Annotated in this window: 14 protein-coding genes; 9 read left to right on the top strand and 5 right to left on the bottom strand. The window is 71.8% G+C overall.

The genetic code is table 11. The features are described 5' to 3' along the window. Positions 1 to 36 precede the first annotated feature (36 nt). Complete coding sequence (locus ABZ896_RS12770; RefSeq protein WP_360926353.1) at positions 37 to 633, top strand: TetR/AcrR family transcriptional regulator; 597 nt, start codon at positions 37 to 39, stop codon at positions 631 to 633. A 41-nt stretch (positions 634 to 674) separates the two neighbouring features. Then, on the top strand, positions 675 to 1,604 hold the full coding sequence (locus tag ABZ896_RS12765; protein ID WP_360926350.1) for a transglutaminase-like domain-containing protein: 930 nt from the start codon (positions 675 to 677) through the stop codon (positions 1,602 to 1,604). Here the strand turns inward: ABZ896_RS12765 and ABZ896_RS12760 are convergent. After that, positions 1,586 to 2,875, bottom strand: a complete 1,290-nt coding sequence (locus ABZ896_RS12760; RefSeq protein WP_360926347.1) for a PucR family transcriptional regulator — start codon at positions 2,873 to 2,875, stop codon at positions 1,586 to 1,588. The genes ABZ896_RS12765 and ABZ896_RS12760 overlap by 19 nt on opposite strands. Positions 2,876 to 2,967: 92 nt before the next feature. On the opposite strand from ABZ896_RS12760, the gene ABZ896_RS12755 reads away from it, so the two are divergent. The 4 genes from ABZ896_RS12755 (at position 2,968) to ABZ896_RS12740 (ending at position 6,860) form a co-directional block, all read left to right on the top strand. Beyond that, a complete protein-coding gene (locus ABZ896_RS12755) occupies positions 2,968 to 3,417 on the top strand; it encodes a nucleoside deaminase (RefSeq protein WP_360926344.1) in 450 nt (149 codons plus the stop codon). Next, the gene (locus ABZ896_RS12750) at positions 3,410 to 4,384 is read left to right on the top strand and encodes a 2-oxoglutarate and iron-dependent oxygenase domain-containing protein (protein ID WP_360926342.1); all 975 of its coding nucleotides are present in this window, start codon (positions 3,410 to 3,412) and stop codon (positions 4,382 to 4,384) included. Before ABZ896_RS12755 ends, ABZ896_RS12750 begins: the two co-directional genes overlap by 8 nt. Positions 4,385 to 4,473: 89 nt before the next feature. After that, positions 4,474 to 6,183 (top strand): ATP-binding protein, encoded by a 1,710-nt coding sequence (locus tag ABZ896_RS12745; protein ID WP_360926340.1) that lies wholly within the window; start codon positions 4,474 to 4,476, stop codon positions 6,181 to 6,183. Continuing rightward, positions 6,180 to 6,860, top strand: a complete 681-nt coding sequence (locus tag ABZ896_RS12740) for a response regulator transcription factor (RefSeq protein ID WP_360926337.1) — start codon at positions 6,180 to 6,182, stop codon at positions 6,858 to 6,860. Before ABZ896_RS12745 ends, ABZ896_RS12740 begins: the two co-directional genes overlap by 4 nt. 3 nt (positions 6,861 to 6,863) lie before the next feature. Here ABZ896_RS12740 and ABZ896_RS12735 read toward each other — a convergent pair whose 3' ends face one another. After that, entirely contained in the window at positions 6,864 to 7,229 is a 366-nt protein-coding gene (locus ABZ896_RS12735; protein WP_360926334.1) for a response regulator, read from the bottom strand. Between the two features lie 120 nt (positions 7,230 to 7,349). Here ABZ896_RS12735 and ABZ896_RS12730 point away from each other — a divergent pair, with 120 nt between their 5' ends. After that, positions 7,350 to 8,495 carry a PASTA domain-containing protein gene (locus ABZ896_RS12730; RefSeq protein WP_360926331.1) on the top strand — a complete coding sequence of 382 codons (1,146 nt, stop codon included), beginning with the start codon at positions 7,350 to 7,352 and terminating at the stop codon, positions 8,493 to 8,495. Between the two features lie 62 nt (positions 8,496 to 8,557). On the opposite strand, the gene ABZ896_RS12725 is transcribed toward ABZ896_RS12730, so the two are convergent. Continuing rightward, positions 8,558 to 9,940 (bottom strand): cytosine permease, encoded by a 1,383-nt coding sequence (locus ABZ896_RS12725; protein WP_360926328.1) that lies wholly within the window; start codon positions 9,938 to 9,940, stop codon positions 8,558 to 8,560. Positions 9,941 to 10,021: 81 nt separating this feature from the next. After that, positions 10,022 to 10,411 carry a PLD nuclease N-terminal domain-containing protein gene (locus tag ABZ896_RS12720; protein ID WP_360926325.1) on the bottom strand — a complete coding sequence of 130 codons (390 nt, stop codon included), beginning with the start codon at positions 10,409 to 10,411 and terminating at the stop codon, positions 10,022 to 10,024. 86 nt (positions 10,412 to 10,497) lie between these two features. Here ABZ896_RS12720 and ABZ896_RS12715 point away from each other — a divergent pair, with 86 nt between their 5' ends. Both ABZ896_RS12715 and mqnP read left to right on the top strand, forming a co-directional pair. Continuing rightward, positions 10,498 to 11,955, top strand: coding sequence for a menaquinone biosynthesis decarboxylase (locus ABZ896_RS12715; RefSeq protein WP_360926322.1), 1,458 nt, complete (start codon positions 10,498 to 10,500; stop codon positions 11,953 to 11,955). Next, positions 11,952 to 12,854 carry a menaquinone biosynthesis prenyltransferase MqnP gene (mqnP, locus tag ABZ896_RS12710; RefSeq protein WP_360926319.1) on the top strand — a complete coding sequence of 301 codons (903 nt, stop codon included), beginning with the start codon at positions 11,952 to 11,954 and terminating at the stop codon, positions 12,852 to 12,854. The genes ABZ896_RS12715 and mqnP overlap by 4 nt, the downstream gene beginning before the upstream one ends. On the opposite strand, the gene ABZ896_RS12705 is transcribed toward mqnP, so the two are convergent. Next, positions 12,844 to 14,229 (bottom strand): NB-ARC domain-containing protein (locus tag ABZ896_RS12705; protein WP_360926316.1); only part of this gene is annotated, 1,386 nt, incomplete at its 5' end. The genes mqnP and ABZ896_RS12705 overlap by 11 nt on opposite strands.

The following is a 14,229-nucleotide window of genomic DNA, read 5'->3' as shown; positions in this document are numbered from 1 at the left end:
CTTTTCTAGAAATCCTTTCCGGAATAAGGTGGGGGCATGAGTCCCAAGCAGCACCGCGGCGAGATCACCGCCGACCGGCTCCTGGACGCGGCGCTGCAGGTCTACGTCACCGAGGGCGAACGGGGCTTCACCGTCAAGGCCGTCCGGGACCGCAGCGGGATCAGCCTGGGCAGCCTCTACCACCACTTCGGCAGCGTCGACGGCCTCTTCGCCGCCCTCGCCGAGCGCTGGCTGAGCCGGCTGCTCGGCGAGGTGGTCACCGCGCTGTGGCAGGCGCCGGACGCCGAGGCGGGCGTGCGCGCGGTGGTCGAGACGTATCTCCGCTTCGTACGGGAGAACCGGGACGCCGCCCTGTTCCTGCACTCCTCGGACGCGGACCGGCACGGCATGACACGCGGCCGGGAGCTGCGCGACACCCAGGAGGCGCGGCTGTCGCCCGTGGCGCGGTGGCTGGAACCCCGCATCGCCTCCGGCGAACTCGCCCCGCTCTCCACGGCGTTGTTCGAGTCCCTGGTCCTCGGCCCGGTCGTCGGCACCGCCCGCCGCTGGCTCTCCGGCTACGACGACGTCGACCTCGACGAGGCGGTCCGGGTGCTGCCGGAACGGATCTGGCGGTCGGTCGCCGGGGAGTGACCTCTGGACATTTGGTGATGAATTTTGCCAGGGTCCTCGTCATGCCAGAGACCTCGGAGGCCCTCGCCTTCCATGCCGTCCAGAGCACCTTCTCCGACCCCGGCGCGCTCGCCGGAATGTATGCCGGGCTGCCGCGTGATCCGGCCCGACTCGCCCGTGTCGTACGGGACTTGATGATCCACCGTGGGGAGGGTGCGCTGTTCGACCACACCCATCCCGAGGACCGGCTCCACCACGACGCCGAGACCCGCTACATCGACGACATCCTGCGCATCGTCGTCGACCGGAACCCGGCGCCGCTCACTCAACTCCGGGCGCCCGGCGACCGGTTCGTCGGGATCTGCCGGGACTTCGCGCTGCTGCACTGCTCGTTGCTGCGGCACGTGGGGGTGCCGGCGCGGATCCGGTCCGGGTTCGCCGACTACTTCTCGGCCGGCGGGTTCCACGGCGATCACGTCGTCACCGAGTACTGGGACGAGGAGCGCGGCTGGCTGCTCGCCGACGCACAGCTCGCCGACCCCTCGATCACCGCGAACTGGCCCGTGGACTTCGACTTCATGGACGTACCCCGCGACCGTTTTCTCGTCGCGGGTGAGGCGTGGCGGGCGATCCGGGAGGGCGGGGCGGACGAGAAGCGGTTCGGGCTGCATCCGCCGGAGGAGGGGCCGTTCTTCGGGGAGCGGTTCGTGGCGGGGAACATCCGGCTGGATCTGGCCGCGCTGAACAAGGTGGAGACGTTGTTGTGGGACGTGTGGGGGGAGGACGACGGTGAACCGGGGACGCCGTTGTCGGACCGGGCTCGGGTGGTCTTTGACCGGGTGGCGCCTGTGGTGAGCGGGGAGGTGTCCATGGAGGCGGTGCGGAGGGTGTTCGCGGAGGAGGAAGGTCTGCGGACGCCTCGGACGGTGACGTCCTATGCGACCTTCCTCGGAAAGAGTCTGGTGGAGTTGCGTCAGGCGATTCTGCGGTAGGGCGGGTGCGGCGCCATCGTGGCTGGTCGCGCAGTTCCCCGCGCCCCTTTGGGGAGTTGGACGAGCCGGTGTGCGCATGTGGCTGCCAACAACTCGCCCAACAGGTCCGGGGTGTCTATCTCCAGGCCCAGCAGGGACTCGATTCTGTCCAGGCGTTGGTAGAGGGACTGGCGGCCTATGTGCAGCAGGGCCGCCGTGCGGGTGGGGGAGCAGCCGTTGCGGAGGTAGGTCTCCAGGGTGCGGACCAGGTCGCTGGGGTGGGCTGCGTCCCACGAGAGGAGGGGGCCCAGGACGTGCTGGACCAGGGCCGTGAGGCGTTCGCGGTTGGCGTCCAGGCCGCCTCTGGTCAGCTCGCGTTCCAGGGCCAGGGCCCTGGAGGAGGTCACCAGGGGGCCGTCGGGCACCCGGGGTTCCGCGGCCGGGACGGTCAGGGCGAGTTCCAGGGTCGTACGGGCCGCCCGCAGCGTGTCGCTCCAGCGCAGCCAGCCGCCGTCCCCGGCGACGGCGTGGCCCACGGCCACCGTGAGGCCGGGGTCCGCCGGGGCGGCGAAGGCCTCCTGGACCGCCTTCACCGGGTCGCCCTTGCACGCCTCCGGCACGGAGACCAGCCCCAGCACGTCCCCCGGGAACGCCGCCCGCAGCACCGCCGCCCCGCCCAGCCGCCGTACCGCCCGGTCCACCGCGCCGGTGTCCCGGGTGCCGTGGACCGAGACCCCGATCAGCCGGGCGCCGGGGCCCGGGTGGAAGCCGGCGAGGGCGGCGCGGGCCTCCACCTCGGGCTGGTTCAGGGCGGCCCGGTCGGCGAGGTCGGCGAGCAGCGCTGCCGTGTGGTCGTCGCCCCAGGGCCGTACGACGGAACGCCCCGACAGCCCGCGGGCCACGATCGCCCGGTTGGCGGCCTCCGTGATCCGCACGAAGGGCACGACCCGGCGCAGCGCCAGCAGCGGCAGGCCCAGGCGCCGGGCCTCGTCGGTGACCTCGACCGGCATCGCGGGCAGGGCCCGGCCGATCTCCACCGCGAGCCCGGCCGCACCGCGCACGGCCAGCTCCCGGACGTAGCGCCGGCGGACCTCGTCGTCGGCATCGGTCAGGCCGAAACCGTTGGTGAGCAGCAGCTCGCCGCCGTCCAGGAAGTTCGCGCCCTCGTAGACCTCGCTGGAGTGCACCCAGCGCACGGGACGGTCCAGCGCGGCGGCACCGGCGAGCAACTCGGGCTCGGCGGCCCGGACCGGGTCGAGGTCCAGGACCTCACGGAGCGTGAGTGCGGGCATGCGCGCCTCCCTACAGTTCGTCCGGCGATGAGCTGCCGGGAGAGTACTTTCCGCACGTTGCCCTCGTGTTTCCGTCACTGGAGAGTGAACGTATGGATCAGGCACAGGCACGTACCTGGCTCGGCACCGCTGTCGCGGAGGCCCGGGCCGGGCTCGCCGAGGGTGGTATTCCCATCGGTGCCGCGCTCTACGGCGCGGACGGCACGCTTCTCGGGCGCGGGCACAACCGGCGCGTCCAGGACGGTGACCCGTCCGTGCACGGGGAGACGGACGCGTTCCGGAACGCGGGGCGGCAGCGGTCGTACCGCGGTACGACGATGGTGACCACGCTCTCGCCCTGCTGGTACTGCTCCGGGCTGGTCCGGCAGTTCGGGATCTCCCGGGTGGTCATCGGCGAGGCGACCACCTTCCACGGCGGGCACGACTGGCTGGCCGAGCACGGCGTGGAGATCGTCCTGCTCGACGATCCCGAGTGCGTCGGCCTGATGACCGACTTCATCGAGAAGTACCCCGCTCTGTGGAATGAGGACATTGGTGAGTAGCACTCTTGAGCCCCGCATCCCCACCATTGATCTGCGGCCCTGGACCGACGGTGACCCCGACACCCGTGCCGCCCTCGCCCGCACCCTCGACGATGCCCTCCAGACCGCCGGGTTCTTCCTGGTCACCGGGCACGGGGTGGCGCCGGAGCTGCGGTCGGCGATCCGGGCGGCCGCGCGGAGTTTCTTCCGGATGCCGGTGGACGTGAAGCAGCCGTACACCGCGAAGGTCGGCGGGCGCGGGTGGCTCGGACCCGGAGCCGAGGCGAACGGCTACTCGGAGGGGACGGAGACGCCGCCGGACCTGAAGGAGTCGCTGACCTTCGCGACGCACCGGCCCTTCGAGGACCCGGTGGTCAACGCGGAGTGGTACGCGCCCAACGTCTGGCCCGAGGAGGTCCCCGAACTCCGGATCCTCTGCGAGGAGTACCTCGACCGGATGGAGGTGCTGGAGAAGCAGCTGCTGTCGCTGCTCGGGGAGGCCCTCGGGCTCGAACCCGACTTCTTCTCCCGGCACATGGACCATCCGACGTACGGCTTCAACATCAACTGGTATCCGGGGACCGAGGTCGTCGGTGAGCCGGAGCCGGGGCAGTTCCGGATCGGCCCGCACACCGACTTCGGGACCGTCACGATCCTCGACCGGCAGGCCGGCAAGGGCGGACTCCAGGTGTTCACGGACGAGGGCGGCTGGGAGGACGCGCCCTTCGACCCCGACGCCTTCACCATCAACATCGGTGACCTGATGGCCCGTTGGACCGGCGACCGGTGGCGCTCGGGCCGGCACCGGGTGCTGCCGCCGCCCGCCGACGCCCCGGCCGAGGAGCTGATGTCGCTGGTCTACTTCGGCGAGTGCACCCCGGGCACGCGCGTGGAGTCCGTCCCGGCGCCGGTGGGGCGGGTGGCGTACGAGGCGGTCGACTCGCACGTGTACCTGCGCGAGAAGCTGGACTCCATCACGGTGGAGTGAGGACGCCGGAAACTCCGTACGGCAGTCGTCCGATCGCGTACCGTGAGGGACGCAGGCGCAGGTGAACGGCCGTCCTGGGGGAGGCGGTTATGGCAGACCGGTCCCCGCGGCGCACCGCGGTCGTCGTCGCCCTGGCCGGCACGGCCTTCGGCGTCTACGTGCTGGTCGTCACCGCCCCCGACCGGTACGCCGACTCCACCTCGACGCTGTTCTCCGGGACCGTCGGCGCGCTGTACCTCGGCGCCGGGCTGCTGGCGCGGCTGCGGCGGCCCGGGAACGCCGTAGGGCTGCTGATGCTGCTCGTCGGCATCGGGTGGTTCGCGGAGGACCTCCAGATCTCCACCGACCCGCTGACGCACACCGTCGGGCTGTTCCCGCGCTCCGCCTCCACCGGCTTCCTGATCCCGCTCCTGCTGGTCTTCCCCTACGGCCGGCTGCGGTCCCGGCAGGACGACGGGCCGTCCGCGGCCGTGGCCGACCGGGTGCTGCTGGCCGTCGGCTGCGCGGTTGCCTTCGTGCTCCAGCCGGTCGGCGTGTTCTTCCACGACTCGGTGACGGACAACCTGCTGCTCGTGCACTACGTGCCCTGGCTGCGGGCGCTGACCGACGCCGTGCAGCTCGCGGTCAGCGTGGCCGTCGTCGGCGTTCTGCTGTGGCGCTGGGCGCGGGCGTCCCGGCCGTACCGCAGGGAACTGGGCCCAGTGCTCGCCGTCGGTCTGGCCGGGGGCCTCGCCTCCGGACTCGACGCGGCGCTCGGCGCCGACCGGGCCTGGTCGCACCCGCCGCTGATCGCGGTCGCGCACCTGTCGGTGCTCTGTCTCCCGCTGGCCTTCCTCGCCGGGGTGTGGCGGATCCGGCTGGGGCGTACGGCCGTTGCGGAGCTGTTGCGCAGGCTGCCGCTGGACTCCCGGGCCGCCCTCCAGCGCGAGCTGGCGCGGACCCTGGACGACGCGTCGCTGCGGCTTGGGTTTCCCGCCGGGGACGGGTACGCCGATGTCGACGGCCGCCCCCTGACCGCCGGACCCGGGCAGTGGACCAGCGTCCTGGAGCGCGGTGGGCGGCGGGTCGGGGTCATCGTGCACGACCCGGCGCTCCGGGAGGACCGGTACGTCCTGGAGGCGGTCGTCTCCGCCGCCGCGCTGGAGCTCGACAACCAGGCCCTGGTCGCGGAGTTGCGCGCCTCCCGCCGCCGGGTCATCGAGGCCGGTGACGAGCAGCGCCGTGAGGTGGAGCGGGCCCTGCACGACGGCGCCCAGCAGAGGTTCATCAACCTCGGGCTCCAACTCCGGCTGGCGCGGCGCCGGTTGGACGGTCTGGACGGCGCGCCCGAACTGCTCGACGCCGCCCTCGCGACCCTGGAGCAGGGCCACGCCGAACTGCGTGTGGCCGCCCGCGGTATCCACCCGGTGGTGCTCAGCGAGGCCGGACTGGTGCCCGCCCTGCGCTCGCTCACCGCCGATCTGCCGCTCTCCGTCGACCTGTTCACGGACGGGCTGCCGAAGCTGCCCGAGCCGGTCGAACTCACCGCCTACTACGTCGTGAAGGAGGCGATCAGCAACGTGCTCAAGCACGCCGACGCCCGCACCGCCCGCGTCGACCTCCACCACACTGACGGCCTGCTCAGCCTGAGCGTGACCGACGACGGCGTCGGCGGCGCGGACCCCGCCGACGGCGGCACCGGACTGCTCGGACTGCGCCACCGGGTCTCCGCCTACGACGGCCGCCTGACCGTCCGCAGCCGGCCCGGCGAGGGCACGGTGGTCGCCGTCACCCTCCCCACCGGCGGGGGGTCCGTATGACGGCCCTGCGGATCGTGCTCGCCGACGACGACCCCGTCTACCTCCACGGCCTCGCCGCGATCCTGGAGGACGAGGGCCACGAGATCACCGCGCGGGCCGGGGACGCGCACGGGCTGCGGGCCGCCGTCGCCGAGACCCTGCCCGACGTCGCCGTCATCGACATCAGGATGCCGCCCACACACACCCTCGAAGGGTTACGGGCGGCCGTGGAGATCCGCCGTGCCCACCCCTCGGTGGGCATTCTGCTGCTCTCCAAGGACCTCGAACTCACCCATCTGCGACGGCTGTTGGAGGCCGGCCCGGCGAACTCCGCCGCCGGAGGCATCGGCTACCAGCTCAAACACCGGGTCACCGGCGCCGACTTCGTCACCGAGGTCGTCGGCGAGGTCGGCGCCGGCAAGTACGCCATCGACGGCGAGATCCAGCGCGCCCTCTACCGCACCCCGCGCCGCCGCGACCGCCTCGCCGCCCTGACCGAACAGCAGTTGAAGGTCCTCGAACTCATGGCACGCGGCCTGTCCAACTCCGCGCTCGCGGCGCGGCTGACCATCAGCAAGCGAACCGTCGAGGACCACGTCAACACCGTCTTCGACAAGCTCGGCCTCCGACCCGAGGCGAAGGAGCAGTACGACCGCCGGGTGCGGGCGGTGCTGATGTACCTGGCGTCCGAGGACTGAGCCCTACGGCGTGACGAACCGGGTCAGCGCACCCGCCGACAACCGCTCCTTCGCGAGGAACCCCACCGCGGGCGACCGGGCGAGCCGCTCCCCGTACAACTCGGCCTCCCGTGCGGAACAGAGCACCACGGGAATCGCCGGGGCCACGCCGTACAGCGCCCGGCAGACGGCGAAGCCGTCCCCGTCCTCCCCGTCGGACAGCCCGATGTCCAGGAGGACGGCGTCCGGCGGCGAGCGGAGCACGGCGGCGAGCGCCTCCGCCCCCGAACCCGCCTCCGTCGCGGCGAACTCACCGTCCGCCTCCAGCAACGCCCGTGCCACGGCTCTGAATCCGGGGTCGTCGTCGACGATCAGCACGGTGCGCGGCATGGGCCCATGCTGACCGCGCACGGCGGATCCCGTCATCCGTGCGCACACGGGATCGGCGCCCCCGCCGGTCCCGTGTCCACCCCGATGTGCGGGGCCCGCAGGATGCCCACACTGGCGTCCATGACAGACATACGGGGGTTACGACGAGGGATACGGGGGAGCGGTCGTACGGCCGTGGCGCTCGCGGTCGTGCTGGCCGTCGTCGCCATGCTGGCGGCGAAGTGTCCCGGTGACAAGGGAGCGGAGAAGGTCCTGGTACGGGCCGTCGCGCGCGGTGCGCTCAGCGCCGCGCCGTTCTTCGTGCGGCTCGGCGCCGACATCGCCCTGGGGGCCGCGATGGACTACATCTCGGGGGAGGTGGAGGGCGGCGCCCCGGGTCTTTACGGGGGGACCCGGGACGCCGGCCACTGCGACAAGGGGAAGCTCGTCGAGTTCCTCCAGAAGCCGGAGAACCGGGGCAAGGCGGGGGAGTGGGCGAAGGCCGAGGGGCTGGGCGGCGTCGGCGAGATCGAGGGCTTCGTGAAGAAGCTGACGCCGGTGCTGCTGCGGGGCGACACCCTGGTCAAGAACCACGACTTCGACGCGAAGAAGGGTAAGGCGAAGGCGTTCGACGCGCTGCTCGAAGCGGGAATCGCCGTCCTGGTGGACCAGTTGGGGCGGCCTGCGGTTCAGTGCAGCTGCGGCAACCCGCTGGCCGCGTACGAGAAGAAGATCGAGCAGGCCGACGTGAAGTTCGACGACCGCAACAGGAAGTGGGCGTCGTACGAGGCGGAGAAGCTGGTCAAGGTCGAGCCCGCGCCGCAGGACGAGCCGGTCGAGGTCTACCAGCTCGTCGACGTCGAGGACCCGGCCACCGGGCTGGCTCGGGAGGCGGGTTCGGACGGGACGGAGGACGAGGTGCTGGCGGTGGCGCCGAGCCCGGGCGGTGAGTCGGTCACCCCGAGCGACTCGGTCTCGCCGAGTGAATCGGCCACGACGACGGTCCCCTCGGTCCAGGGCCTGTCCCTCGCGGACGCGCAGGCGGCCCTGGAGGCGGCGGGCTTCGGGGTCACGACGACCGAGGAGCTGACCGGCACCGTCCTCCCCGGCACGGTCCTCGCCCAGATCCCGGAGGCCGGGAGCGAGGCCCCGGCCGGCTCCGAGGTGACGGTGACCGTCGAAGGCGGCGGCACCGTCGACACCGGGAGCCCCACGCCGGAGGCCACGGGGGACGGCGACAGCGGCGGAGACGGTGGCGCCACGGCGTTCGGGGGCTCCGCGGGCTGACGCCGGGGGCGGGGTGCCGGTGCCGAGGGGGAGGCACCGGCACCCTTGCTTTTCAGGGCTTCTCAGGCCCGGCGGCGGGTGCGAAGTGCCGCGTACAGCGCCGCGCTCAGGACGAAGCCGACCAGCGGGGTGCTGTCGCCGAACGACGGATAGTGCTTCGGGACCCAGCCGACGTACTTCTCCTGGTTGGAGAAGAGAGGGACGGAGACCGCGACGCCGATCAACAGGGAGGCGAGCCCTGGCCAGTTGGTGAAGGAGCGGTCGGTCAGGACCGTGTCGTCCACCGGTCCGCGGGACTGGAACCAGCGCTCCACCAGGACGACCCCGAGCCACGGCGCCACCCAGTACGCGATGACCAGCAGGAACGCCTCGTAGGCCGCCCCCGCGTCCGACAGCGACGCCCAGGCGGCCGCCGTACCCGCGACCCCGGACACCACGACGAGCACGCTGCGGCTCAGCCAGGTCGGCAGGTTCAGGCCGAAGGAGGCGATGGAGATCGCGCCGGAGTACACGTTGAGGGCGTTCGCCGACACCGCGCCCAGGATGATCGCGATCAGTACCAAGTCGCCCAGCCAGCCCGGGAGATGGCCGGTGAAGGCCGCCGTCGGCGTGGCGTCCTGCGGGGCCACGATCGTCGCCGAGGCCGCGCCGATGACCGCGACGACGGACACCGAGAGGAAGAGGCCGAGGGCGGGGTAGAGGACCGTACGGAAGCGGTTCGCCGTACGGGGGAGATAGCGGGAGTAGTCCGAGGCGTACGGGTTCCAGCCGGCCGCGTACCCCCAGGCCGCGCTGAACGCCAGCAGGAAGCCGCCGAGCCCGCCACCCGTGCCGCCCCCGCCGAGGTGCGCGTGGTCGAAGGTCCACACGCCGGCCAGCAGGAAGACCGCCGCGAGCGCCGGGAACGCGTACTTCTCGAAGACGTGCACGAAGTTGTGGCCGATGAAGCCGATCAGGATCTCCACCGCGACCACGAGCAACAGCGACGGCAACGGCCGTAGACCGGTAAGGGTGTTGAGGGCGAAGGCCGCGCTCACGCTGTTGACCGCGAACCAGCCGACGCCCGCCACCAGGCCGTTGGCCGCCGCCGGCAGGATGTTGCCGCGGTGGCCGAAGGAGAACCGGCCGATCACCATCTGCGGCACCCCGAACCGCGGCCCGTCCAGCGACAGCACGCCCTGGGTGAGCGCGCCGAGCGCGGTGCCGAGCAGGATCGCCGCGGTCGCCTGCCAGAAGCTCAGGCCGAAGAAGAGGACCGAGATCACGCCGATGTAGACCGTCGCGAACTCGATGTTCGGGGACGCCCAGGTCCACAGCAGCTGGAGCGGGGTGCCGTGGCGTTCCGTTTCGGGGATCGGTTCCGAGCCCGCCGTCTCGACGGCGATGACCTTGTCACCGTAGGCGGGGGCGAGGGTGCCGGAGGAGTCGGCGGGTGCTGTCGTCATGCGAGCCAAGTGTCCGGTTCCGGACGCTTCGGGCACAGGGGCGCGATGTCCGCTTCGGGGGGCTCGCCGACGTACAGCTTGTCAGTCGGCCTTGGGGTCCTCACCTCGTTCCCGGCGCTTGAGGTCCTCCTCGCGGCGGCGCAGGTCGGCCTCCCAGTCCTTCAGCAGCGCCTCGTCCTTCTTGTTCTCCTGGGAGAGGGACTTCAGGAACTCGGGGTTGTCGTCGGGAGCGACGTACTCCATGCGGTGGTTGCGGTGCCACTCCGAGGGCGTACGGCCGTCCGCGGGCGGCGTGCGCTGCTTGCCCGCCGCGAGCCACGCGATCGGGCCGACGATCCAGAACAGCAGGATGATGAAGACCCAGGCGATCTTCGGCAAGTGCTTCGCCTCGTCCTCGGGCGTGTTCAGGCAGTCGATGAACGCGAAGATCGTCAGCGCCAGCGGGATCAGGTACATCAGCAGCCGGAACATGAGCGTGGGCCCCCATGGAAGGTTGTGTGAGGCCTGTGACAGGCCCCTGACGGGGTCAGGGTAGCGGCTCGGGGATACTGGACCCCATGGCTTACGACGATCTTCGCTCCCTGCTCAGGGCACTGGAACGCGAGGGAGACCTCAAGCGGATCAAGGCCGAGGTCGACCCGTATCTGGAGGTCGGGGAGATCGTCGACCGCGTGCAGAAGTCCGGGGGCCCGGCTCTCCTCTTCGAGAACGTGCGCGGCTCGTCGATGCCGCTCGCGATGAACGTCTTCGGGACCGACCGGCGACTGCTGAAGTCCCTGGGCCTGAAGTCGTACGGCGAGATCTCCGAGAAGATCGGCGGGCTGCTGCGGCCCGAGCTGCCGCACGGCTTCGTGGGCGTGCGCGAGGCGTTCGGGAAGCTCGGCGCGATGACGCACGTACCGCCGAAGAAGGTGAAGTCCGCGGGCGCGCCCGTGCAGGAGGTCGAGCTGCACGGCGACGAGGTCGACCTCGATCTGCTGCCCGCCCTGTTCACCTGGCCGCAGGACGGCGGGTCCTTCTTCAACCTGGGCCTGACCCACACCAAGGACCCGGAGAGCGGGATCCGCAACCTCGGGCTGTACCGGCTCCAGCGCCACGACAAGCGCACGATCGGGATGCACTGGCAGATCCACAAGGACAGCCGCAACCACTACCAGGTCGCCGCCCGGCGCGATGAGCGGCTGCCGGTCGCGATCGCGTTCGGGTGCCCGCCCGCGGTGACGTACGCCTCCACCGCGCCGCTGCCCGGGGACATCGACGAGTACCTCTTCGCCGGCTTCATCGCGGGCAAGCGGATCGAGATGGTCGACTGCAAGACGGTTCCGCTCCAGGTCCCCGCGCAGGCGGAGGTCGTGATCGAGGGCTGGCTGGAGCCGGGGGAGATGCTGCCGGAGGGGCCGTTCGGCGACCACACCGGGTTCTACACCCCGCAGGAGCCGTTCCCCGCGCTGAAGATCGACTGCGTGACCATGCGCCGTCGGCCGCTGCTCCAGTCGATCGTCGTGGGCCGCCCCCCGACGGAGGACGGACCGCTCGGCCGCGCCACGGAGCGCTTCTTCCTGCCGCTGCTGAAGATCATCGTGCCGGACATCGTGGACTACCACCTGCCCGAGGCGGGCGGGTTCCACAACTGCGCGATCGTCTCGATCGACAAGAAGTACCCGAAGCACGCGCAGAAGGTGATGCACGCGATCTGGGGGGCACACATGATGTCCCTGACCAAGCTGATCGTGGTCGTCGACTCCGACTGCGACGTCCACGATCTGCACGAGGTCGCGTGGCGGGCCCTCGGCAACACGGACTACGCCCGAGACCTCTCGGTCGTCGAAGGCCCCGTCGACCACCTCGACCACGCCTCCTACCAGCAGTTCTGGGGCGGCAAGGCAGGCATCGACGCGACGAAGAAGTGGCCCGAGGAGGGCTACACACGGGACGGTGGTTGGCCGGAGATGGTGCTGTCCGACCCCGAGACGGCGGCGAAGGTCGACCGCCGGTGGAAGGAGTACGGCCTGTGAGCAGCGCCTCCGCGGCACTCCCGCAACCGGGACGCACGAAAGCCTTCCTTCGGCTGGTGATGATCGAGCACTCCGTGTTCGCGTTGCCGTTCGCCTATATCGCCGCACTCACCGCGATGTTCGAGTGGGACCGGAACATCCACTGGGGGCGGCTGCTCCTGGTGACGATCTGCATGGTCGGCCTTCGGACCTTCGCGATGGCCGTGAACCGGATCATCGACCGGGAGATCGACGCGCGGAACCCCCGGACGGCCCACCGCGAGCTGGTGACCGGTGCGATGTCGGTGAAGCACGCGTGGACCGGCGCGCTGGTCGCCGTCGTCGTGTTCCTCGGCTCGGCCGCGCTGCTGAACCCGCTCTGCCTGGCCCTCGCGCCGGTCGCCGTGATCCCGATGGTCGTCTACCCCTACGGCAAGCGGTTCACGAACTTCCCGCAGGCCATCCTGGGTCTCGCCCAGGCGATGGGCCCGGTCGGCGGCTGGCTCGCGATCACCGGGGAGTGGTCCTGGGACGCGGTGATCCTCGGTCTCGCCGTGGGCATCTGGATCGGCGGGTTCGACCTCATCTACGCCTGCCAGGACGTCGAGACCGACCGGGAGATCGGGGTCATGTCGGTGCCGGCCCGCTTCGGTATCCCGGCGTCGATCTGGGCCGCCCGCGTCTGCCACGCCCTGACGATGTCCCTCCTGGTCTGGTACGCCGTCGCCACGGACGCCGGCGGGTTCTTCTGGGTCGGCCTGATGATCGTCGCGGGCGCGTTCGTGTACGAGCACTCGATCGTCCGGCCCCACGACCTCTCCCGCCTGAACAGGGCGTTCTTCAGCGTCAACGGCTTCATCGGGATCGCCCTGTTCGGGTGTGCGTTGCTGGACCTGCTGGTGCGGGGGCTCACACCGTAGAGGGGCGGGGTTGGGGCTGGGACCGGTGCTGTGGCTGGGGCCGGGACTGTGGCTGTGGCTGTGGCTGTGGCTGTGGCCGGGACTGGGGCTGGGGCGTGCGCCGGCCGTCGTCCCGGAACCACACCTGCATGAGCGCCGTCGCCAGCTCGCCCGCCTGTCCGTCCGGGCCGAGCGCGGCGGCCCGGTCCAGGAGCATCGCCGCGAGCGTGGGATCCGCCGCGTCGCGCGCGGCCCGGGGCTTGAGGTGAATGGTGCCGCCGGCCTCGATGGCCCCGGCCCGGCACACCAGCGTCAGCCAGGAGCGCAGCAGCCGTGACACCGCCGCGCGGCGCTGCTCGGGGGGCACCTCCTGCTCGGCGCGCTCGCGTGCGTACAGCCGTATCAGGTCGTGGAAGCGGTACCGGGTGTGCCCGGCCTCGTCCACGCCGAGCGGCTCCAGCAGCCGTGCCTCCGCCAGCCGTTCGACCAGGTGCTGGGCGGACGGCTGGTCCACGGCCAGCAGCGGTCCGGCGACCCAGGCCGCGAAGTCGGGCAGGTCGAGCATGCCGAGGAGGCGCAGGGCACGGCGTTCCCGCTCGGGCAGGGCCCGGTAGCCGGTCTCGATCCGGGCGCGGACGTCCAGGTCCCCGCAGGCCAGTTCGTTCAGCCGGTGGCTCTCGTCGCGGAGCCGGTCGGCGAGGGTGCGCAGCCGCCAGCGGTCGCCGGCCCGCAGCCGGGACCCGGCGGCCCGCACCGCGAGCGGCAGGCCGCCGGAGAGCCGGGCGATCTCGGCGGCGGCGCCGGCCTCTGCGGTGAGCCGCTCGTGGCCCACCAGCCGGCCGAGCAGCCGCAGCGTCTGCTCCCGGTCGAGCACGTCGAGGCCGACCCGGGCGGTGGCGTCGAGGCCGGGCAGCGTACGGCGGCTGCTGACCAGGACCGCGCCGGGGCCGGCGCCCGGGAGGAGCGGGCGGATCTGGTGCTCCCCGGCCGCGTCGTCCAGGACGACCAGGACGCGCCGGCCGGCCAGGAGGCTGCGGTACGCGGCGGCGCGTTCCGCCGTCGACGCGGGGAGGCGGGCGGGGCGTACGCCGAGGGCGCGCAGGAAGCCGCCGAGGATCCTGTCCGGCGGTGCCGCCGCCTGCGTGGGGTCCGAGCCGCACAGCTCGGCGTACAACTGCCCGTCGGGGAAGGCAGCGGCCAGCCGGTTGGCCACGTCCAGGGCGAGCGCGGACTTGCCGACACCGGCCATGCCGTGGATGACGCAGAGGCGGGGGGCGGTGTGGGGGTGGGTGGGGGTGCCGGGGTGGGGGCCGGGGTGGGGTTCGGGCGAGGGTTCGGGCCGGGTGGCGGTGTCGGCGTCAGTGCCGGTGCTGGTGTCGGCCTCGGTCGATGAGCG

Source organism: Streptomyces sp. NPDC047072, assembly GCF_040643855.1.
Lineage (GTDB): Bacteria > Actinomycetota > Actinomycetes > Streptomycetales > Streptomycetaceae > Streptomyces.
The sequence above is the reverse complement of the archived record's forward strand: the minus strand, read 5'-3'. Positions and strand labels throughout refer to the sequence as shown.